At 36.2% G+C, this 21,149-nt stretch carries 13 protein-coding genes and 3 pseudogenes; 8 read left to right on the forward strand and 8 right to left on the reverse strand.

Translation table 11 applies throughout. The features are described from left to right. A partial coding sequence (locus OZD63_RS01685; protein ID WP_275007958.1) for a hypothetical protein occupies positions 1-187 on the forward strand: 187 nt, incomplete at its 5' end. Positions 188-291: 104 nt separating this feature from the next. On the opposite strand, the gene rpmG is transcribed toward OZD63_RS01685, so the two are convergent. Beyond that, positions 292-492 (reverse strand): 50S ribosomal protein L33, encoded by a 201-nt coding sequence (rpmG, locus tag OZD63_RS01690; RefSeq protein ID WP_274980000.1) that lies wholly within the window; start codon positions 490-492, stop codon positions 292-294. Positions 493-641: 149 nt separating this feature from the next. On the opposite strand from rpmG, the gene OZD63_RS01695 reads away from it, so the two are divergent. The 5 genes and pseudogenes from OZD63_RS01695 to murE all read left to right on the forward strand — a co-directional run bounded on the left by OZD63_RS01695 (position 642) and on the right by murE (position 7,538). Beyond that, on the forward strand, positions 642-2,414 hold the full coding sequence (locus OZD63_RS01695; protein WP_275007960.1) for an Rne/Rng family ribonuclease: 1,773 nt from the start codon (positions 642-644) through the stop codon (positions 2,412-2,414). Between the two features lie 86 nt (positions 2,415-2,500). Then, the gene (dnaK, locus tag OZD63_RS01700) at positions 2,501-4,423 is read left to right on the forward strand and encodes a molecular chaperone DnaK (RefSeq protein WP_275007961.1); all 1,923 of its coding nucleotides are present in this window, start codon (positions 2,501-2,503) and stop codon (positions 4,421-4,423) included. Between the two features lie 70 nt (positions 4,424-4,493). Then, positions 4,494-4,778 (forward strand): BolA family protein, encoded by a 285-nt coding sequence (locus OZD63_RS01705; RefSeq protein WP_010962929.1) that lies wholly within the window; start codon positions 4,494-4,496, stop codon positions 4,776-4,778. A 7-nt stretch (positions 4,779-4,785) separates the two neighbouring features. Further along, positions 4,786-6,019: pseudogene (gene metC / locus OZD63_RS01710) on the forward strand (cystathionine beta-lyase). Continuing rightward, positions 5,994-7,538: a UDP-N-acetylmuramoyl-L-alanyl-D-glutamate--2,6-diaminopimelate ligase gene (gene murE, locus OZD63_RS01715; protein ID WP_275007968.1), complete on the forward strand. Its 1,545-nt coding sequence runs from the start codon at positions 5,994-5,996 to the stop codon at positions 7,536-7,538. Before metC ends, murE begins: the two are co-directional and overlap by 26 nt. Positions 7,539-7,763: 225 nt before the next feature. Here the strand turns inward: murE and OZD63_RS01720 are convergent, their stop codons facing one another. The 7 genes and pseudogenes from OZD63_RS01720 to OZD63_RS01750 form a co-directional block, all read right to left on the reverse strand. Then, entirely contained in the window at positions 7,764-8,537 is a 774-nt protein-coding gene (locus OZD63_RS01720; protein WP_274979733.1) for an ankyrin repeat domain-containing protein, read from the reverse strand. Positions 8,538-8,685: 148 nt separating this feature from the next. Then, positions 8,686-9,327: pseudogene (locus OZD63_RS01725) on the reverse strand (ComF family protein); the annotation flags it as partial. 227 nt (positions 9,328-9,554) lie between these two features. After that, the gene (locus OZD63_RS01730) at positions 9,555-9,869 is read right to left on the reverse strand and encodes a hypothetical protein (RefSeq protein WP_010082388.1); all 315 of its coding nucleotides are present in this window, start codon (positions 9,867-9,869) and stop codon (positions 9,555-9,557) included. Between the two features lie 54 nt (positions 9,870-9,923). After that, the gene (uvrA, locus tag OZD63_RS01735) at positions 9,924-12,719 is read right to left on the reverse strand and encodes an excinuclease ABC subunit UvrA (protein ID WP_274979731.1); all 2,796 of its coding nucleotides are present in this window, start codon (positions 12,717-12,719) and stop codon (positions 9,924-9,926) included. Between the two features lie 425 nt (positions 12,720-13,144). Further along, complete coding sequence (locus tag OZD63_RS01740; RefSeq protein WP_275007962.1) at positions 13,145-13,285, reverse strand: hypothetical protein; 141 nt, start codon at positions 13,283-13,285, stop codon at positions 13,145-13,147. A 50-nt stretch (positions 13,286-13,335) separates the two neighbouring features. Then, a complete protein-coding gene (locus tag OZD63_RS01745; RefSeq protein ID WP_275007964.1) occupies positions 13,336-13,848 on the reverse strand; it encodes a hypothetical protein in 513 nt (170 codons plus the stop codon). 95 nt (positions 13,849-13,943) lie between these two features. Next, entirely contained in the window at positions 13,944-17,222 is a 3,279-nt protein-coding gene (locus tag OZD63_RS01750; protein ID WP_275007965.1) for an AIR synthase-related protein, read from the reverse strand. Between the two features lie 100 nt (positions 17,223-17,322). Between OZD63_RS01750 and OZD63_RS01755 the strand changes: the two genes are divergently transcribed. Beyond that, on the forward strand, positions 17,323-20,043 hold the full coding sequence (locus tag OZD63_RS01755; protein WP_275007967.1) for a PD-(D/E)XK nuclease family protein: 2,721 nt from the start codon (positions 17,323-17,325) through the stop codon (positions 20,041-20,043). A 263-nt stretch (positions 20,044-20,306) separates the two neighbouring features. Further along, a pseudogene (locus tag OZD63_RS01760) lies at positions 20,307-21,080 on the forward strand (IS110 family RNA-guided transposase); the annotation flags it as partial. Positions 21,081-21,149 lie beyond the last annotated feature (69 nt).

Raw genomic sequence — 21,149 nt, forward strand, 5'->3', positions numbered from 1 at the left:
CCAGTATTGGTCTAATTTTTTCAAATTGTTCTTTACTTATATCTCTTGGATAGCTTTTTTGCATAGATATACCTCTTTCTTAACTATGCTTATTTTACCTCATATTTTCGAGATCCTTAACAGGTTCTTAGAGCGTTTGCTGCTTTTTTCTGTGTTGTGTACTTCTTACTTATTAATTGTGCAATGACCTTTATTAATTTCAGTTTTGTATCTTTCACATCCCCCAACTCTACTGTTATAGGATAACTTAATTGTAAATTTTTCATAATAATAAAATCCCTTATAAAAAAATTACTTTAGTTTTTCTTCTTTAAATAACACATGCCTTCTGACTACTGGGTCATACTTCCTAAACTCCAGTTTTTTGGCAAGCTTTTTTGGATTACGCTTTTTTACATAAAAATAACCTGTTGATTTTTCTTCACTAGTTTTTGTTGTCTTGATTGCAGTGCTAACTAACTTAACGAGCAAAGAAGCATTTTTTTTCGCCATACTTACAATGATATAATAAATTCTATGCGAGTTTATTACGCAAAACACTAAAAGTCAACCGAATAATGCAGATCGTAAAATTCTTGACAATCAACAGTGCATTAAGTAGCATGGAGTTAACTTCAAAATGAAAAGCAAACGGTAAATAAGTGGTAAATAGTGGTAAAAGGTTATTATTGATAGAAAATTCCACCTGTTCTAATGAGGTAAGAGTTGCCTTGTCAGTTAATAATAAGGTTGTAGAATTTGAACAAGAATTCAAGGAAAAAAAACAATTAAGAGGTAATATATACGTTGCCTATATAAAGCGTATAGAGCCTTCTTTGCAAGCCGTATTTATCGAATATGGAAAAAATAAGCAAGGTTTTTTGTCTTTTTCCGAGATATCTCTAGATTACTTCAATATTCCAGAAAAAGAAAAGGAAACTATCTTTGAGAGCTACTCAAATGACGATTATACAGAAAAAGGGAACGATACCATAGCAAATGTCTCTTCAGATTCTGCAGCTAGTAAGAATGTCAACGAGTCAGGTAGTGGTTTTGTAAGAGAGGTACCTTTATATAAAAAATACAAATTACAAGGTGTTATTTCAGTAAATCAAAAAGTATTGGTTCAGCTAACTAAAGAGGGACGAGGCAATAAAGGAGCTTCATTTACAACATACATAACTTTAGTGGGTAGATACTGTGTTTTCATGCCAAATTCCATGAGTAAAGGTGGAGTGTCTCGCAGAATTGAAGATGCTAATGTCAGAAAGCAGTTAAAGGAGATACTGAGTTCAATAAACTTGCCAAAAAGGTCAGGTTTGATAGTAAGGACTGTTGGTTCAGGAAAAAATAAGAAAGAAATTGAGCAGGATTACAATTACTTATCCTCATTATGGCAGAGCATTCAAAAAAATGCCTTCTCTGTAAACGTTCCATCATTAATTTACAATGAAGCAGATGTAATTATGAGATCTGTTCGTGATTTTTGTAGCGATGGTATAGAAGTTATAGTGTCTGGAAAGGAAGCTTTTGAGGCAGTTAGGCAATATGCTAACAATGCACTAAAGGGTAGTAAGTTGCGCTATAGATTGTATAGAGGTTATGCTCCGATCTTTACTTACTACGGAATCGAAGATCAAATTTCTGAGTTATATAGCAATAGAGTAGAATTGCCATCTGGTGGGTCTTTGATAATAACTTTAACTGAGGCGTTTGTTTCGATAGACGTGAATTCAGGAAAGATGACAGGAGAAGATAGCATAGAAGAAACAGCTTATAGAACCAACATGGAAGCAGTACCTGAAATATCAAGACAGGTGAATCTTAGGGGCCTATCAGGATTAATAGTAGTCGATTTTATTGATATGTTGAAATATCAGTATTGCAGAGCTGTTGAGTCTGCTATAAAGCAAGCGTTTAAAGATGATAAAGCTAAAGTTCAATTTAGCTACATAAATGACTTTGGTTTAATGGTATTTTCAAGACAAAGAATTAAACCAAACATACAAGAAATTAATACTACAGAGTGTTTACACTGCAAAGGTGCTGGAAGAGTAAAATCAAACGAAGCAATTGTTTCATCAATACTAAGGGATTTACAATATATTGCTAACAAGAATCGAAATAAGTCTTTTGATTTAGTAGCACACAGTGCAGTTATAGCGCACATTTTTAATAACAAACGCAATACAGTTTCTACAATCGAAAAAGAGTTTAATATTACATTGAACGTTAGTATTGATAACAGTTTAGATATAAATACATTTGTTTTAAAACAAGGAGATGATGTTAATTTAAACGGTTATAAGCCATTACAGAACTCTGGATACCAAATTGGGGATAGCAGCAATGAAGAAGCTGATAATTCAAATAAACTACGAGGCAATTTTTGGCTGACTAAGTGGCTTTCGCGCCTTTTAAGTTCTAATAACTAATTAGAAACCTAAATTGGGCTTGTAATTAATGAGCCCTATACTTATATATTCTTATATCAGATAATATTTACAATGGGGTACTCATTATGGGAAGAGCAATAGGCATAGATCTCGGAACAACAAATTCTTGTGTTGCAATAATGCAGGGCAAGGATACAAAGGTAATAGAAAATAAAGAAGGGGCAAGAACTACTCCATCTATAGTTGCATTGACTTCTTCAGGAGAAAGGTTGATTGGTGCTCCAGCAAAAAGGCAAGCAACCACCAATGCAAGTAATACCTTTTTTGCTACTAAGAGATTAATAGGCCGTCAATATAGTGATCCTGAGATGAAAAATCTAAGTGTACCATACAAAGTGTTTGCAGCAAAAAGTGGTGATGCATGGGTTAAAACAACTGATAATAAAGAATATTCTCCTAGTCAAATTGGTGCATTTATACTACAAAACATGAAAGAGGCAGCAGAAGCTTATCTTGGAGAGGAAGTAAAAGATGCTGTGATAACAGTGCCAGCATACTTCAACGACTCTCAACGTCAAGCAACAAAAGATGCAGGAAAAATTGCCGGATTAAATGTACTCAGAATAGTAAATGAACCGACTGCTGCAGCACTTGCTTATGGTCTTGATAAGAAACATGGGCACACAATAGTAGTATATGACCTTGGTGGTGGTACATTTGACGTTTCAATACTTGAAATAGGTGATGGAGTTTTCGAAGTGAAAGCAACAAACGGTGATACCCATCTTGGAGGTGAAGACTTTGATAATGGAGTAGTGAGTTATTTACTAGATGAATTCAAGAAAAGTAATGGCATTGATTTGAAAAATGATCCAATGGCTATGCAAAGAATCAAAGAAGCTGCTGAAAAAGCGAAAATTGAATTATCAAGTGCAATGGAAACGGAAATAAATCTACCGTTTATTACAGCTGATGCAAGTGGTCCAAAACACTTAAATATGAAATTAACGAGAGCAAAACTTGAAAGCTTAGTGAATGATTTAATCGAAAGAACTATGGCTCCTTGTAAAAAAGCTCTTGAGGATGCTGGTTTATCTGCTAGTCAAATTGGCGAAGTGGTTCTTGTTGGTGGCATGACTCGTATGCCAAAAGTCATAGAGAAAGCTAAAGAATTCTTTGGCAAAGATCCACATAGAGGAGTTAACCCTGATGAAGTTGTAGCAATTGGAGCTGCAATACAGGCGGGGATCATTCAAGGTGATGTAAGAGATGTGTTACTACTTGATGTGACCCCACTTTCTCTTGGTATTGAAACTCTAGGAGGAGTATTCACTCCGCTTATTGAGCGTAATACTACAATTCCTACTAAAAAATCTCAGGTGTTTTCAACTGCAGAAGATAACCAAACAGCTGTTACAATTAAGGTGCATCAGGGTGAAAGAAAACTGGCAGTTGATAATAAGCTACTCGGTCAGTTTAGTTTGGAAGGGATACCTCCTGCTCCGCGCGGAAGGCCACAAATTGAAGTGACATTTGATATAGATGCAAATGGAATAGCACACGTTTCTGCAAAAGATAAAGCTACTGGAAAAGAGCAAAAAATACGCATTCAATCTTCAGGTGGTTTATCTGATGGTGAAATAAATCGCATGGTAAAAGAAGCTGAAGAAAAAGCGCAAGAAGATGAAAAGCGCAAAAAGTTTATTGAAGTGAAGAATCAAGCGGATAGCTTAGTCCATTCTACAGAAAAGTCTCTGACAGAGTATGGTGATAAAGTTTCACCAGAAGATAGATCTGCTATTGAAAATGCAGTTAACGAATTAAAAGAAGTTAGTAAATCTGATAACATTGATGACGCTGATTCAATACAGCAGAAAGTCACTAATCTTTCTCAATTATCTATGAAACTTGGAGAAGCTATGTATCAAGCATCTCAACAAAATAGTGCTGAAAATGGCTTTTCATCAGAAGGAAATCCAAATGATAAAGAGGAAAAAGTAGTAGATTCTGATTATCAAGACATAGATAATAAAGAAGAGAATAAGTAATTGCGATTGTCATCCAAGTAGCTGATACTGGGATGACAAGAGGAGCATATTGTTGCTTAAAGAAACCATTATGGATATTATTAAAGCAATAGAAGAAAAGATACGCGATTCGATAGATGTAATTGATATCAACATTATCGATGAATCAGCAAAGCATGCTGATCATTATTTTGCTTCATCTTCAACATTACCTTCGCACATTAAATTAATATTAATATCTGACGGCTTTATTGGAATGAGCGTTCTAAAAAGACACAAGTTGATTTATGAGTTATTGAAGGGTGAGATAGAGCTAATACATGCAATTTCTCTTCACTTATATACGCAAGATGAGTACAATTTAAAAAATAAATAATAAAAATGTGAAGGAAGAGTCTATATTAGTTAAAGCAGGAAGAAAATTTAATGACTATAAAGGTTCCATGAACCCGCCAGTTTATCATTCTTCTACCATATTATTCCCTACTTACAAGGACTACTTAAATGCAGCAAATGGAGAAAGTATATACGATGTAATCAACGATGGTGTTGCAAGGGATTATAGCTACAGTAATGTTGGTACTCCTACTGTTCATTATCTTTCAAATGCACTGGCTGAAATTGAAGGGAGTGGACAAGCGCTTATTTATCCTTCCGGACTATTTGCACTTACTTTTGCTATTCTAACTTTCGCTAAAGCAGGCTCGCACGTTTTAATTCAAGATAATAGTTATTATAGGCTTAGGAGGTTTGCAGAAAATGAGCTACCAAAAAGAGGAACAGAAGTAACTTTTTATGATCCAACACAGGATATAGCTGATTTAATTCAGAGTAATACTTCATTGATAATGATCGAGACTCCTGGTTCTGTAACGTTTGAGATTTCGAATATAGAGCATATAGTAAAAGTTGCTAAAGAACGTGGAATTGTAACCGTTTGTGACAATTCATGGGCCACTCCTTTGTTATTTAAGCCGCTTGATTATGGAGTTGATGTTGCACTATATGCGGTGACAAAGTATCTAGCCGGTCACTCAGATTTAGTGATGGGAGCTATGGTTGCTGAAGGTGAAACTTTTAAATTGCTTTATGAGAGCTATAAAAATTATGGAGTAACCATTCAATCGCACGACTGCTACCTTGCACATAGGGGACTAAGAACACTGCATGCACGTATGGCAAGGCACCAAAATACAGCAATGGAAGTGGCAAAGTGGCTAGAAAAACATTCAAAAATCAAAAAAGTTTTGTATCCAGCACTTCCCTCCCATCCTCAACGCGAATTATGGAAAGGTTACTTCAAAGGAGCAAGTAGCGTATTTAGTATAATACTGGATAGAGAATATTCATGTGAAGAACTAAGCTGCATGGTTGATCATATGAAAATTTTTAGTATTGGTGCTTCTTGGGGAGGGTGTGACAGTTTGATATTACCAATAGATCGTAGATCTATGTCAAGATCTGTAATGAATTCAGATTATGGTGGAAGTTTCATGCGGATATTTTGTGGACTAGAAGATTCTGAAGATTTGATCTCTGATTTAAATGCTGCACTAGCAAGACTGCCATGTTTGAATATCAAAGCTGGCAGATGAAACTGAGAGAATTACTGCATAACATTATTGATGTTAACTTTGATATTGAAATCAAGGGCGTTACATGTAATCCCAAGAGAGTCAAGGAAGGTTATCTTTTTGTTTGTATGTCAGAAAGGAGTAAAGAATACGCAACATGCGATACTGGAATCCATATCCTTCCTACTGAATCACAGTGTTACGTACACAACTGTGTAGACGTTGTGATACAAGGGGCCAAGAAAGATGTCATCCCAGTGCTTGACTACTTGGATCCAGAAAATTTAATTGTAAATGAACACACTAAGCAATTGTATAATAAAAACTGGATTCCAGTGTCAGCTACTTGCATGACAAGTACTCCGGGTTTTGCAGTGCTTGAACACCTAAACCCTCAAGAAATATACAGCGAAATAGTCAGCAGGTTTTATCAATTCAAACAGCCCAAATATGTTGCTGCTGTAACTGGTACAAATGGTAAAACTTCAGTAGTAGAATTTTGCCGCCAGATCTGGCAAAACTCTGGCTATAATGCTGCGTCTATTGGAACACTTGGAACATGCATCAATAATGGCAGAAAAGGTAATAGCAACAGCCTTACCACTCCAGGTGCAGAAGACCTTTACGCAACATTGCGTGGTATAAGTGTAGAACGCTTAGTGTTGGAATCATCAAGTCATGGGATTGATCAATACAGAATCCATGGATTAAAGTTGAGTGCTGCAGCTTTTACTAATTTCTCGCAAGATCATTTAGATTACCATAAAAGTCTTGGTGGATATTTAGAAACCAAAAAAAGGTTATTTTACGAAGTATTACCAGAAGGAAAAACAGCGATTTTAAATGCGGATATAGATGAATACGGCGCATTGCTTAAAATAGCTGAAAAACGCAGTAATAAAGTTGTGACTTATGGAAAAAAAGGCTCTGATATTACTTTATTAGAGCAAACACCAACCCCTAATGGTCAACATCTTACAGTAAAAATTGATAACCAAATTTACAATACATTTTTCCCAGTTTTAGGAAAATTTCAAGCATATAATCTGCTATGTGCAATCGGTATATCTGGATTAAATTACAGAGAAATATGCGTAGAAAAACTCATTTCTCCATCAGGAAGAATGGAAAAAGTGAAACCTTTTGCATTCGTGGATTACGCTCATACTCCAAGTGCGCTTAAACAAGCCCTATTGTCTTTAAAATGGCATATCAACAAAAAAATAATTCTAGTTTTTGGATGCGGTGGAAATCGCGATCAGACGAAACGTTCAGAAATGGGCAAAATAGCACAAATGTATGCAGATAAAGTAATAATTACAGATGATAATCCGCGTGATGAAGATCCGGCAAAAATTCGCCACGATATTTTGCTACATTGCCCTGATGCACTGGAGATAGGAGGTAGGAGAGAAGCTATAGAGAAAGGCGTAGATATTGCCTATAACGAGGGTATGATTCTGCTAGTTGCAGGAAAGGGAAATGAGAAATTTCAAATTATAGGCAACCAAACTTTTGAATTTAGCGATGTTGAGGTTATTAAAAATAAAGTTGCATCTTGACCTATATATTCTGGCCAACTTTCTGCACAAAACTCTCTGTTTCTTCCATTTTAGTGTTAGTTTTTGACATTACGTACGCAATGCAAACAGGTACTAATGCAATGGATACAGATATACCAATAGTTATAGCTCTTTTTACAATAATCCGAACAGACCGTAATATGCTACTGGCCTGCTATAGCCATAAACACATATCTTATCGCATTCGGACTATTATAAGAAAGGCTATACTAGTATAGGTAATTCAACAATGTATCCAATACCCGCCACTATCAATGCAGTTGCAATACCACCTACAGCAATCATTTTTGCTTGCCTTTTTTTCTTACATTCCATTTCTCTCTTATGTTTTTCTTCTTCTGCTTTCTTTAAAGCAGCAGCCTCTTCCTGATGTTTTTTTTCCTCTGCCTCCTTTGCAGCATTTTCCTTAGGCTTCTCTTCTTCTGCTTTCTCCAAGACAGCAATCACCTCTTTGTCTGTAGCAAACATACTGGGAATGGAATTATTATTATCTAGTGCTAAAGGACTAGCTCCTTTATTTAACAGGCACCTCACTGCATTTATATGATTATTAGTAGCAGCAAAATGCAGCGGTGTTGAGCCAAGTTTAGAACATGAGTGAATATATGCTCCTTGCTCCAGTAGTAATTCTATTATTTCCGTATTACCGCTGTTAGCGGCACAATGCAGAGCAGTGTGTCTACCACCATCGCGTGTACTAACCTCTGCACCTTTCTCCAGTAGACGTCTTACTGTTTTTACTAAGCCTTTATGAGCAGCAATATTTAACGCAGTAGTATAATACCTAGAAGCATGGGTAATCTCTTGCCGTATTTCAAATAAATGATCTATGTGAAAATTAAGTCTTTTCCACTGATTGTATGTATCTTGGTTACATACGAGCAGCTTTTGCTTAATTTCTTCAATTATGTCACTTTCTTTTGATTCTTGCTCTATTTCTTGGAATATGGCATCAATTTCTTGCTCTTTTATACTCATAAGCTCTCCAACAACTATTTGCTATAAGTTATTTTATAGATAAAACAAAAACAAGTCAAGATTTTTACGTAATAGTTTCACAATCATTTACCGTTCTTGCAAGTGATAGCACTCTCACTTCTTTTGCACCGGAGTTTAAAATTTCCTAAGAGCAAGATCTTACAGTTGCTCCGGTTGTTACCACATCATCAACTAATATCACGATTTTATTTTTGATAATTTTCTTGTTGCTTATTTTAAAAGCCTTCTTTAAGTTTTTTTCACGCTGTTTAAGTGAAAGACCAGCTTGAGGCACAGTATGGCGAAGGCGTTTTATTGCAAATGGCGTATAGGATAAATTGGACAACTTACTCAACTCTTTTGCAAGCAACGCTGCTTGATTATATTTACGTTTAAACAAGCGCATTTTATGTAACGGTATAGGAATTATGACCTCTGCGTTCTGAAATGTATCCTGATTAGCTTGGTGTATCCACTTTGCATAGATTTTTACGTAATTCAAATTATCAAAAAATTTGAAATTTATAATCATGTTTCTACTATGTTGATCATAAGCAAAAACTGATCTTAATACTTTAAACGGTGGAGGATTGATGATGCACTTACCACACGTATAAGTATTGTCTGAGATTACTACGCCACAAACATTGCAGTAATGCTTAGTTAGAAAATTGATTTTTTTGTTGCATTCACTACACAGATTAAGATTTTCATCAATGATACATTCGCAACTTACGCATACGCTTGGAAATATGAGATTTGTAGCTTTTTTTAGCAAGAGAAGGTTCACAACTCATTAAATATATTATAAAATAATTTATATAGTATAGCTAAAGTAACTTAAGCTTACACTCTTTCACTTTTTATTTCATTTCAATATAGTTCAAACTGAGCCACTGCTGAGTGCTGTAGCTAGTGCAAGTCAGGTTTTCCTACGTCATACCGCCGCGGTATCTCTAGATCCCGCTAACAAGCAGCGGGATGACGAATTTGTCGTTTATCAAATCGTCGGTAAACCTAAGTCACTTTAGTTATAGTATCAAACATAAAGGTTGCAATATTATGTTGGCTGCTAAAATAGCACCAAGTGCACACAATGAATACACTTTCTCTGCCCTGTGACCCACGTTTATCATTATCTTGATAATACTTGTTATAATTGTCTTTACTCTCAACTCCACAAATTACATCTTTCACAGGTCCTAGCACATTATCAACGTAACGTACAGATTTATAGAAACTATTTTCTGGAACTAGTGTGTTATCTTCTGCTTTCTTAGCAGGTACAACTCCATATTCAACGTACCTTCTAAAGTATCGATATACTGACATTCTTATCTCCAAATCATAAATATGCAACCTAGCCTAATATAATTAAGAAATAGTTTATAATAAATACGTTTTAAGATACCTGCCTGTAACACTTTCTGGAATTTTTGCCACTTCTCCTGGAGTTCCAGTAGCAATCACTTCTCCGCCTTTTATTCCGCCCTCTGGTCCGATGTCTATTATATAATCTGCAGTTTTTATAACGTGCAAATTGTGCTCGATAACTATAACAGTGTTTCCCAGATCGACTAATCTATGGAGTATTTTTAGTAAGTTATTTATATCTTCAAAGTGTAATCCAGTTGTTGGCTCATCAAGAATATACAATGTTCTTCCGGTAAATCGTTTTGATAGCTCCTTGGACAGCTTTATTCGTTGTGCTTCACCCCCAGACAGCGTTGTTGACGACTGTCCGAGTTTTATATAGCCAAGCCCCACTTCCTGCAAAGAAATCAACTTTTCTTTTACCATTGGAAGGTTTTCAAAAAAATCACAAGCTTGATCTATCGTCATATCAAGGACATCAGAGATTGATTTTTCTTTATAAGTAACTTCCAATGTTTCCCGATTATACCTTCGCCCTTTACACTGCTCACACTTCACATAAACGTCCGGTAGAAAATGCATCTCTATCTTTAAGTGCCCATCACCTTTACAAGCCTCACACCTTCCCCCTCTGGTATTAAATGAAAACCGGCCTATATTATATCCCCTTGCTTTTGACTCCGAAAGACCTGCAAACCAATTTCTTATATGAGTGAACATACCAACATATGTTGCTGGATTTGACGCAGGAGTTCTACCAATTGGCGACTGATCAACTTCTATAACTTTATCTATATATTCAAGGCCTTCTATTCTATCACACTGACCATACCTTGCAGACGAATGATGTATCTTATGTGCTGAATATTTATATAACGTTTCTATGACTAAACTTGATTTTCCCCCTCCTGATATTCCAGTAACACAAATAAGATTCCCTATAGGAAATTTAACGTTCACATTTTTTAAGTTATTTTCACATGCATTTATTACTTTTATGAACTGAGTTGCTTGCTTTCTTCTCCTTGGAATTAAAATTTTTTTCTCTCCACTCAAATATTGCCCTGTTATGCTCCCCGAATTTCTTTGCACCTGGTCTGGTGTTCCTTCTGCAACAACTTTTCCACCATTTACGCCAGCTCCAGGACCAATATCAATCGCATAATCAGCAGCCATTATTGTATCTTCATCATGCTCAACAACGATTACAGTGTTACCCGTGTCTCTCAAGTTTTTCAGTGTAGCAATTAACCGATCATTATCGCATTGATGAAGGCCTATCGAGGGTTCATCAAGCACGTACAGCACTCCTGTTAAACCAGAGCCAATTTGTGAAGCAAGTCTGATCCTCTGACTCTCGCCGCCAGAGAGAGTGCTAGATTCTCGATCAAGCGTTAGGTAATTCAACCCTACATTCTTTAAAAATGTTAGCCTCTTGATTATTTCACTTAGTATTTTATTTGAGATTTGCTTCTGTTGTTCTGTGAGCTTGTCTGGCAAATTTTCAAACCACTTAAGGGATTCATCGATACTAAGCCCTGATATTTCACCTATATGTTTGCTATCAATTTTTACTGTAAGCGCTTCTTTTCTCAATCTATAGCCAGTGCATTCTCTGCAGTGAGTAACAGAGCAATATCGCTCAACAAGCGTTTCATCATAATCCATCTGGTTTTCTAAGATACTGACCAAACCTTGAAATTTACCGAAGCCAAAGAGTATCATATCTTTTACTTCTTGATCTATGTTCTTCCACGGAACATCAAGGCTAAATTTACAATTTTCAGCCAGTGATAGAATTGCACTTTTTAAAAATCTATAACCTGTGTGCACTTGACGGAACATTGATCCCACTGGCTTTAAAGCGCCTTCAGATATTGAAAGAGTTTCATCTGGCACTATCAGCTTCACACCAATAGCCAGCTTTTTACCAAGCCCATTACACGAACCACATGCACCGTAAGGGCTGTTAAAAGAAAATAATCTTGGTTCTATTTCCTCAAGAGTGAAACCAGACTCGGGGCATGCAAAATTCTCTGAAAAAGTCAGAATTTGACCATTTTTATACTCGGAATTATGGTTGTCAGGTAGGTTTACTATTTCTACATACATTAGACCATTACCAAGTTTTAGTGCGGATTCTATACTACTTGGCAGCCGATTTCCTATATCGCCCAATATTGATATTCTATCTGCAACCACAAAAACGTCGTGTTTCTTGTTCTTATCGAGTTTAGGCAAGTCATCTACATTGTACACTTCACCATCTATTTTGAACCTTACGTAACCTTGTCTCTTAATTTCCAATATCTCTTTAAGATGTTCTCCCTTTCTACCACGCACAACAGGGGCAAGTATATATATCTTAGTTTCCAAAGGTAACGCAATTATAGTATCTACAATTTGAGACACCGTTTGTTTTGTTATTGGTAATCCAGTTGCAGGTGAATAAGGAACTCCTATTCGTGCATATACTAAGCGCAAGTAATCGTAAATTTCGGTAACAGTTCCAACTGTTGACCTTGGATTTTTTGAGATCGATTTCTGGTTGATAGATATTGCAGGAGAGAGACCTGTAATCGACTCAACATCTGGTTTATCCTGAATGTTGAGAAATTGACGCGCGTAAGCTGACAGGCTTTCAACGTACCGGCGTTGGCCTTCTGCATAAATCGTATCAAATGCAAGGCTAGACTTGCCAGAACCACTTAGCCCAGTTATAACAACTAGCTTATTTTTCGGTATATTGACGTCTACACCTTGCAGATTATGTTCCCTTGCGCCCTTAACTCTGATAAAATCGTCCATATTATACCATATAGCGTATTAACCATTATAGCCTCAAAATACGTGAATTTATAGTGATATATTGATTTTCTATTGATTTTTTCAACTGTTACGGAAAATTAAGCAGCGTTTGATAAATCGTCATTCCGCTACTTGTTAGCGGCTGAGATACCGCGACGGTATGACGGTTAAGTAGGCCAGTGCCCCTATGATGTCATCCCAGTGTCAAGCACATAGCTGTACGAACGTTGTAGTTTAGGAGCAATTCCCACCAGTGGGCCAGTGCCCAGACACTGGTTCTATGCAACTTAATTAAAAACGTTTGTTTTAGCGTAAGACAACTACCTTTAGCTCATCAGCCCAGTTATAAGCAAAATTTCTGGATTCCAGACTGGAATGACACCATTTGCTGTGCAATTTACCTTCAAAAATGAATGTTCGTACAGCTATGTGTCAAGCACTGGGATGACACCATTCTTTTTTCTGGATTCCAGACAGGAATGACACCCCCCTGATAGGCTCAAATCATAATGTTTGTACAGTTGTGGGTTTAGGCTACCTATAAATTCTAAACTGTTGCTACGCACCAAATACACCCCTAGGACCCAAAGTCAGTTTAGCTATATCAGAAAACAGGTTACGTGGAAATCTTAAAATACTTCTTGTTTGCCAAGCAAAATAAATACATTCCTACAAACAAACAGATGCTCAATACTGACGCATAAGAAAACTTAAAAATTAAGTCTCTAGTATATACTGATAGGCATTTACCTGCAGAAAATTTGTATAGTAATCCAACACATACAACGGCACTATCAACCACTGATGCTATAATTAAAGTAATGAAATTTGCCATATGAAAATTCAACTTGGACTTCAATTTTTCAAAAATAATTATGCTTGAGAGAAGAGAGACTAAAATTGCAGTATATGAAATCAATATCATCAAACTAAAACTTTGCCATTTAAAAACACAACATAGCACTGTACACACTATTAAACTGTACGTAGCTTTACTTTTGCCATAAAATTCAACTATTGAATTTACAACTAAAGCAGCTCCCACAAATAAGGCAGCACATATCATCAATTTATTTGAAGTGTTGAGTAAAGAAAGACTGATAAACAGGAGTATCGATAAAATAGACATAATTACCTACCCAAAATTAATAACATACATTCATTCTAAATAAACATTACATATAGTAAAAGAGTTATTTAGCATAATAAGAAAAATATTTTATATTAGCATGCCACATCTTTCAGATCTACTTTTAAAACATCCTTTATGTTTAGCACCTTTTTCTCTGTTACTTTGCCAATACATGAATAAACTGCACCTTCAAATAATTCTTCAAACCTCTTCTGATTGTGTGGTGCAATAGTAACCAAAATTCTACTTTGCGATTCAGAAAACATTATTATCTTGTTTATTATGTCTGTATTTTGTATTTTTCCTATTGGCACTAGTGAAAGATCGATTTCAGCACCAAGGTCTCCTGCAATTAGCGATTTTGCCAGAGCAATAACTAATCCGCCTAAGTTTGGTGCAATTGCAGAGGCAATTATGCCATCTTTTATTGCCTGGTTGTAACGCTCATACAACTTCCTAGCGCTCTTTGCATCAACTTTTGGTACGTTGTTATTACCTATTCCACCATATAACTGATATTCAGATCTACCAAGTTCATCAAGTGTTTCTCCAAGCACATATATCAAGTCCCCTGGCATTTTTACATCAAGCGATACCGCATTTTCAATATTTTCTATAATTCCAATTGCTGAGATGAGTAATGAAGGTGGTGCAGAGATTATCACTTTCTCGCCATTTTCATCATATCCCTTGAAGTCATTGAACATACTGTCTTTTCCGGATATGAATGGTGTTTTAAATGCAGTTGCAAAGTCGTAACAAGCCTCTGCAGCTCTCTTTAGCTGCCATAGCCTTTCTGGATTATAAGCATCACACCAGCAAAAATTGTCGAGCAACGCTAGATGATTTATATTTCCTCCTGCGGCTACATAGTTGCGTATCGCGGTGTCAATTGCACATGCTGCCATGTGGTAGGTGTCAATTTCTCCATAACTTGAGCCAAATCCTTGCGATTTTACAACACCTTTATTTGAAGAAAGAACAGGCCTTGAGACAATAGCTTCGCTGCACATTCTTCCCTTGCCTTGCAGTGGTTTTAACACCGACGATCCTTGAACCTCATGATCATATTGCACCACTATGAACTCTTTGCTGCAAATGTTTGGTCTGCTCAGCATTTCTTTTAGTTCAGTTTCTTGGCTTGATGTCATGCAAGTAGCTGACACGCAAAGGGTGTCATGCAAGTAGCTGACACTGGAATCCATTTCACATTCAATTCCACCATTAGATGAGTTTTGGCGTAAAATGTTTGCAGGCTTTACCTGCTGGATCCCAGTGTCAAGCACTGGGATGACAGGAAAGGATACAGCAGACTCCTTAGACCACGGCTTTGTCTGTAAATGCACTTTAGGATTACCATCATGCAGAAATTCAGTTCCGATATCCATTATTACTTTCCCTTTAGGACATTTAACAACAGCTTTACCACTCCCATTGAACTCTCCAATCACACAAACCTCCACATCATGTTTTTTCATGATTTGCTTAAACATAGGGAGATTTTCTTCTGGCACTGCTAAGGTCATTCTCTCTTGTGATTCTGATATCCATATTTCCCACGGAGCCATACCATCGTTTTTAAGGAGAACCTTGCTCAAATCAACTTCAAATCCGTCTTTTCCCATTTCACCAATAGATGATGATAGACCGCCTGCTCCATTATCCGTTATTGCATTATAAAGATCAAGATCTCTTGCTTCCAAGGCGGCGTTGGATAATTTTTTTTGTGTTATAGGGTCACCAATTTGCACAATTGTTGAAGGGCTGTTTCCCGACAAAGCCTCTGAGGAAAACGTTGCACCGTGAATTCCGTCCCTTCCAACTCTTCCGCCAATAATTACGATTTTATCGCCGTTTTTAGGCCCTTTGATGTGTGAAGGTGCGTTATTTATGTTGCGTGGAATAATTCCGACACTGCCAACAAAGACTAACGGCTTTCCACAAAATCTATCGTCAAAATATACCGATCCAAGTTGTGTTGGAATACCAGAGCAATTACCAGCAACATTAACACCGTGAATCACTTCTTTCATTATATATTTTGGCGGTAAGATCTCATCAGTGCGCTCTTTATCCCTATAAAACTTGCCTTTTGCTCCTTTGGCAAAGCAAAAGTAATAGGTATTCATTATAGGCTCTGCGCCTTTACCGAAACCAACTATATCACGATTTACTCCAAGCACTCCAGTCATTGCTCCACCAAATGGATCAAGAGCTGAAGGGCTATTGTGAGTTTCAACTTTATCTACGATTAAGTAATCGTCATCAAAAATTATTCCTCCGGCATTGTCGGAGAAAACTGACACGCATATGTCAGAATTTATCTCACGCGTTGCACGCTTAATGTAATGTGCATATAAGCCATCTTTTATTTCATCAATAGGAGAGCAGAAAATGTTGTGCTTACAATGTTCAGACCAAGTTTGTGCTAGGGACTCAAGTTCAATATCATATGGATTTCTATTAAGTTTTTTAAAGTAATCCTTTGTAGCTCTCATTGCTGCCAGCGAGAGCCCTAAAGTGCCGTTACCATCGATTCCATCTCTGCTGATTTTCTCAAGTTCTTGGTCACTTACATTTAAATCAACAGATTTAGCTCCATTACTACTTGATATCACTCCAGTGCTTTCTCCTGTCATTCCAGCTTTTTTTTCTGTCATCCCAGTGCCCTCTCTTGTCATCCCAGTGCTCCGACACTGGGATCCATTTTCTTTTTCCTGGTCACGCGCTGGAATGACACAGGGGTGGGTATCTCCAGCTCTCCCTTCTGTCATTCCTGTTTCCCCCCCTGTCATTCCAGTGCTTGACACTGGAATCCAGTTTTCATTATACAATTGCTTGAAATTTTCTGGATCCCAGTGTCTGGGCACTGGGATGACACCAGGTGGGGTATTCGATTTACCATAATATTTCCAGCTATAGTTTTTACAGATAAGCGTGCAATACTCAGTGATAGGGTTGAATTCTTGTTTTATATCATCTTCAGTTGGCAAATTCCCTTGACTTAGAATCAATTTTGAACTTCTTGTTTTGATATAAACATTTTCATCAATGTAGTCCTTGTTTATTAAATATTCTCTAACAATTTGTTTCGCTGTGTTGCCTACATTGTCGGTCATGCCAGGTAAAAAGCTTATCTCCAAGCCCCACTCAGCTTGTGGTTCTATGAAGTCATATTGAACTTCTTTAAGGTTTTCGTTGTAGGAATAATAACGGCAGTCTTGTATGACTTTATTATAAAATAGCCCACAAATTTCTTCATATAATTTTGGTGGTAATTCTTTGTGTATATAAATCAAGTAAACGTTGACTAACCATCTGCAGCCAACTTGCTCACATTTATTTAAAACTTCTATTCTGATGTTTGTCATGTAATGTTATAAAAGATTTTAATATATAATAGCATACAAGCACGTTTATATTTTGAATAATTTCTATACAATAAAAGTATTGTATTAATTGTTACTGTTAGTGGGAAGAGTTTTTACCGTTAATGTGGATGAATCCCTTTTCGATGTGCTGGTTCAGCATATATTTTCTGAATATGAAAGAGAAAAAATCCCTGAAGTAAAGATCATACTTCCTTGCAAGAGGGATGTGATAGCGCTGCTGAGTGCATTCAAGAATTATAACGCTAAAAAATGCATAATTTTGCCAGAGATAGTTTCGCTAGAGAACATCGATGAGGAGGATTTAATATTAAATCTTGATAGAGTCAAAGTTATCAAGCCAACAAAAAGGACGCTGCTACTCATTCAATTCATATTGGAGTGGAATAGAAAAAATAATGATAATTTTCCAATTGATTTAGCTTATAGCCTGCCATCATTGCTTGATAAAATTCAGTATACCCAAATGGCAGAGTTCGATGAACATTCAAAAAAAATAGAAAGTTTCATAAATTTACTTATTGAAACATGGAATAAAATTTTAAAAGATTTGGGAGTAGTAGATATATTAGAACATAAGAGTAATTACATAAACAGTATGATAACCTCTTTACAAAAAGACCAATATATAATCTTTGTTGGAATTGGAAAGGATAAGTCGTTAATTAAGGCTATATATGATCTGCCATTTGGAAAAATAATTTTGCCTAACCTGAATTTGAAAATTAAAGAGAAAGACTGGAAATTGCTTGATAAAAAACACTATCAATATTACCTGAAAGATCTACTCGATTATTTAAAAGTGGATAGAAGGGATGTTAGTTTTCTGCCAGAAGCGTGTTCTGGTGTCATCCCAGTGTCAGCTACTTGGATGACAGAAGAAAGGGCTGGAATAACAGGAAGTCCTGAGGAATATCTAGATTACGTCTTTGATACAACTGCCGATCTAAGCAAAGTTAGTAGTGGACATGTTGGCAATATTGAAGTCATCACTTGTGATTCCAGAGAGGAAGAAGCACAAGTGACATCATTAATTATAGAAAATGAAGGTTATGAAAACATTTCTTTGGTCGTCTTTGATAAATTACTTGCAGCTCGTATAGCATGTTTATCAAGGCAACACAGTGCCATACCGGAAAATTACCCTTATATAACGCTTCTGCTTTATAGTATCGAAATTTTGACCTCAAATTGGAGCAGTGTGTCATTACTTTCGCTCCTTAAACATAGGCTAGTGACTTTTGGTTACACTCAAGAAGAGTACACTCGGATTTTATCTGAATTTGAAATAGAGGTATTACGCAACTTTAGTACAAATGGCCTGAGCGATATTATAAATGCTATCAATGCCCATAAAAAGCTAAAATACAAAGAAGATATATTACTTATTATCAGTAAGTTAGAGGTTATATTTAATCCTTTACTTCGCTCTATAAATTGCTCTATTTTCGATGTGGTAGCAACTCATTTGCAGTGTATTAATATATTATCTGGTATAAATTTTTCAGAGCTAAATAGTGAAATAGGTAATTTTACCTGTAATTTTTCAAATGCATGTGAGGGTGTAGAAATTAAATGCTCCTTAGAGTTATATAGCCAAATTCTGACCTTATTTTTAGAGAAAGAGTTTTTCTCTGTAGCAAGTGACTTGAATAAATTCAGCTTATATCACAACAAAGTTGTGATACTTGCTGGATTTAATGAAGCGCCAAGCTTTCAAAGTCCGCTTTTGAATGCACTTACGAGAGAAAAATTTAATCTTCCTTCTGCGCAAGAAGAGCAGGGGTATTTTTTTTATACTTTACACGATTTGTTTTGTGCAAGTAAGGTTTATATTACAAGATCGCTAAGCCATAGAAAACCAATGCTATTGCAGCGTTTGGAAATTCTGTTGCAGGGGTCAAAATATCCTTATCGCGATTGGCTAAGGATATTAAATACGCCTGAATGTACTGTTCCATGTACTCAGCCTATGCCAAAACCTCAAACCGAAGTTAGAAAAGAAAAAATGCAGGTGATGTCTTGCAGTGCAATAGAAAAGCTAATTCGTAATCCTTATTCATTTTACGTTGAGTATATACTGGGCCTTAAACAATTAAGGGACTTGAATTTTAAGCCATCGATATTGGAATTTGGCACTATGGTACACAACATTCTTGCAAGATATTTGCGCAACAAAAAATCTCCAATGAGCATTGCACGAGAAGCATTCTCGACTAGTCAGTTTAATTTTTCAAATATGTGGTGGGTAAGACTACAAAAGATAATTCAATCTTTTGTCGAATTTGATGAAACTCGAAGCAATTATGTTGAGTTGGAAAAGAACTTTTCCTGTCCGATATTTCATATTCCAGCGTGTGACACTGGTTCTTGTGATCAGTATGAAACTGCTTGGATGACAAATAAGCCACAAGAAATTTCACTGACAGCAAGATGTGATAGAGTTGAGTATCTATCAAGTGGGCAAGTAGCAATTATAGACTATAAACTTGGTTCACCACCTTCCAATGAAGAAGTGATGTCGGGGTTTTTTCCGCAATTAATTTTACAAGCCTTAGCGGTAGAACATATAACAAAAAGAGAAGTCTCAGAACTTGCTTATTGGAAACTTGATTATGATAAAATAAAAGTTATTTCTATACAAAATTATAGATACAAAATGCAAGAATTAAAAAATGATCTGCCTGGTTTTTTATCTAACTATTTAAGTAATTCCACACCCTTTATTGCCTCTCCATATTTTGATAAATTCCTGAGATTTAACAGCTATAAACAGCTAGAAAGGGTAGGAGAGTGGTTGTAAATGGTGTCATCCGAGTACCTGACACTGGTTTCTATCCAAAAGGGTGTCATGCCAGTGCGTGACACTTGTATCTTTATGATGTGAGGCATTAGAGCTAAAATACCTCAAAGGGAGGGTGAAGCTGATGCGACACTAATGCCATTAAGCCAGATTTTGCTTCCCTCCCATAGAGTTAAAGACTGAACAGTATCTTTTGGAATTATATCCCGTATTACAAGGTTAGTCTAAACTCTCAGTTTATTTATAGTCTTGGAGGCAATTTTATGCAAGTAAATGCTATTTTGGGTGTGGATATTTCAAAAAAGAAATTTGATGTTTGTTAGTGGACAGTAAAAAACGACACAAAGTCTTTCAAAATAATCAAGATGGTTTTGCAAAACTTGTAGTTTGGTGCAATGGCCATGGAGCAAATCTTACTCATTTATGTCTTGAAGCAACTAGTTGGTATGGAGAAGATTTGGCTACTTTTATGCACGATTTAGGACATAATGTCAGTATAGTAAACCCAGCCCAAATCAAAGCTTTTGGCAAAAGTGAGCTGCTCAGAAATAAGACAGATAAATCAGATGCAGCTATGATAGCTAGATTTTGTATCGCCAACAAACCTGCTCTTTGGAAGCCCATTGCACCTGAAATGAGGCATTTGAGGGAGCTTTACCGTTGCATGCAATTGCCAAAAGATGATAAGGTGCAACAGACAAATCGCTTGGAAAACAAAAATATGCATTCCAGTTGCAAAGAAGCTATATCTAAAGTAATTTTGGCAATAGAGGAGCAAATTATTGTTCTCGAAAAAGAAATTAATGAGCATATAAATAACTATCCACATCTAAAAAATATGGTGGAAAACCTTAAGACTATAAAAGGTATAGGATATCTTACTGCTGTTGCTGTTGTCGCAGAAATGCCATCAGTTGATAACTTTGACAATGCTAAACAATTTACAGCTTTTGCTGCCAGGACATTATCAATCGGGATCGTCAGTAAGTAAGAGAAGTTGCATATGCAAAATAGGATCTGAGCGTATTCGAAAAGCTCCTTAGAACCTGTTAAGGATCTCGAAAATATGAGGTAAAATAAGCATAGTTAAGAAAGAGGTATATCTA

The organism is Wolbachia endosymbiont of Drosophila leontia, assembly GCF_028981785.1.
In the GTDB taxonomy this organism is placed as follows: Bacteria; Pseudomonadota; Alphaproteobacteria; order Rickettsiales; family Anaplasmataceae; genus Wolbachia; species Wolbachia pipientis.

Coding starts and splice junctions, on each gene's coding strand:
- OZD63_RS01730 (WP_010082388.1), bottom strand. CDS start 9,869: ATGTCAGTATATCGATACTTTAGAAGGTACGTTGAATATGGAGTTGTA.
- uvrA (WP_274979731.1), bottom strand. CDS start 12,719: ATGGACGATTTTATCAGAGTTAAGGGCGCAAGGGAACATAATCTGCAA.
- OZD63_RS01745 (WP_275007964.1), bottom strand. CDS start 13,848: ATGTCTATTTTATCGATACTCCTGTTTATCAGTCTTTCTTTACTCAAC.
- dnaK (WP_275007961.1), top strand. CDS start 2,501: ATGGGAAGAGCAATAGGCATAGATCTCGGAACAACAAATTCTTGTGTT.
- murE (WP_275007968.1), top strand. CDS start 5,994: ATGAAACTGAGAGAATTACTGCATAACATTATTGATGTTAACTTTGAT.
- OZD63_RS01705 (WP_010962929.1), top strand. CDS start 4,494: ATGGATATTATTAAAGCAATAGAAGAAAAGATACGCGATTCGATAGAT.
- rpmG (WP_274980000.1), bottom strand. CDS start 492: ATGGCGAAAAAAAATGCTTCTTTGCTCGTTAAGTTAGTTAGCACTGCA.
- OZD63_RS01750 (WP_275007965.1), bottom strand. CDS start 17,222: ATGACAAACATCAGAATAGAAGTTTTAAATAAATGTGAGCAAGTTGGC.
- OZD63_RS01720 (WP_274979733.1), bottom strand. CDS start 8,537: ATGAGTATAAAAGAGCAAGAAATTGATGCCATATTCCAAGAAATAGAG.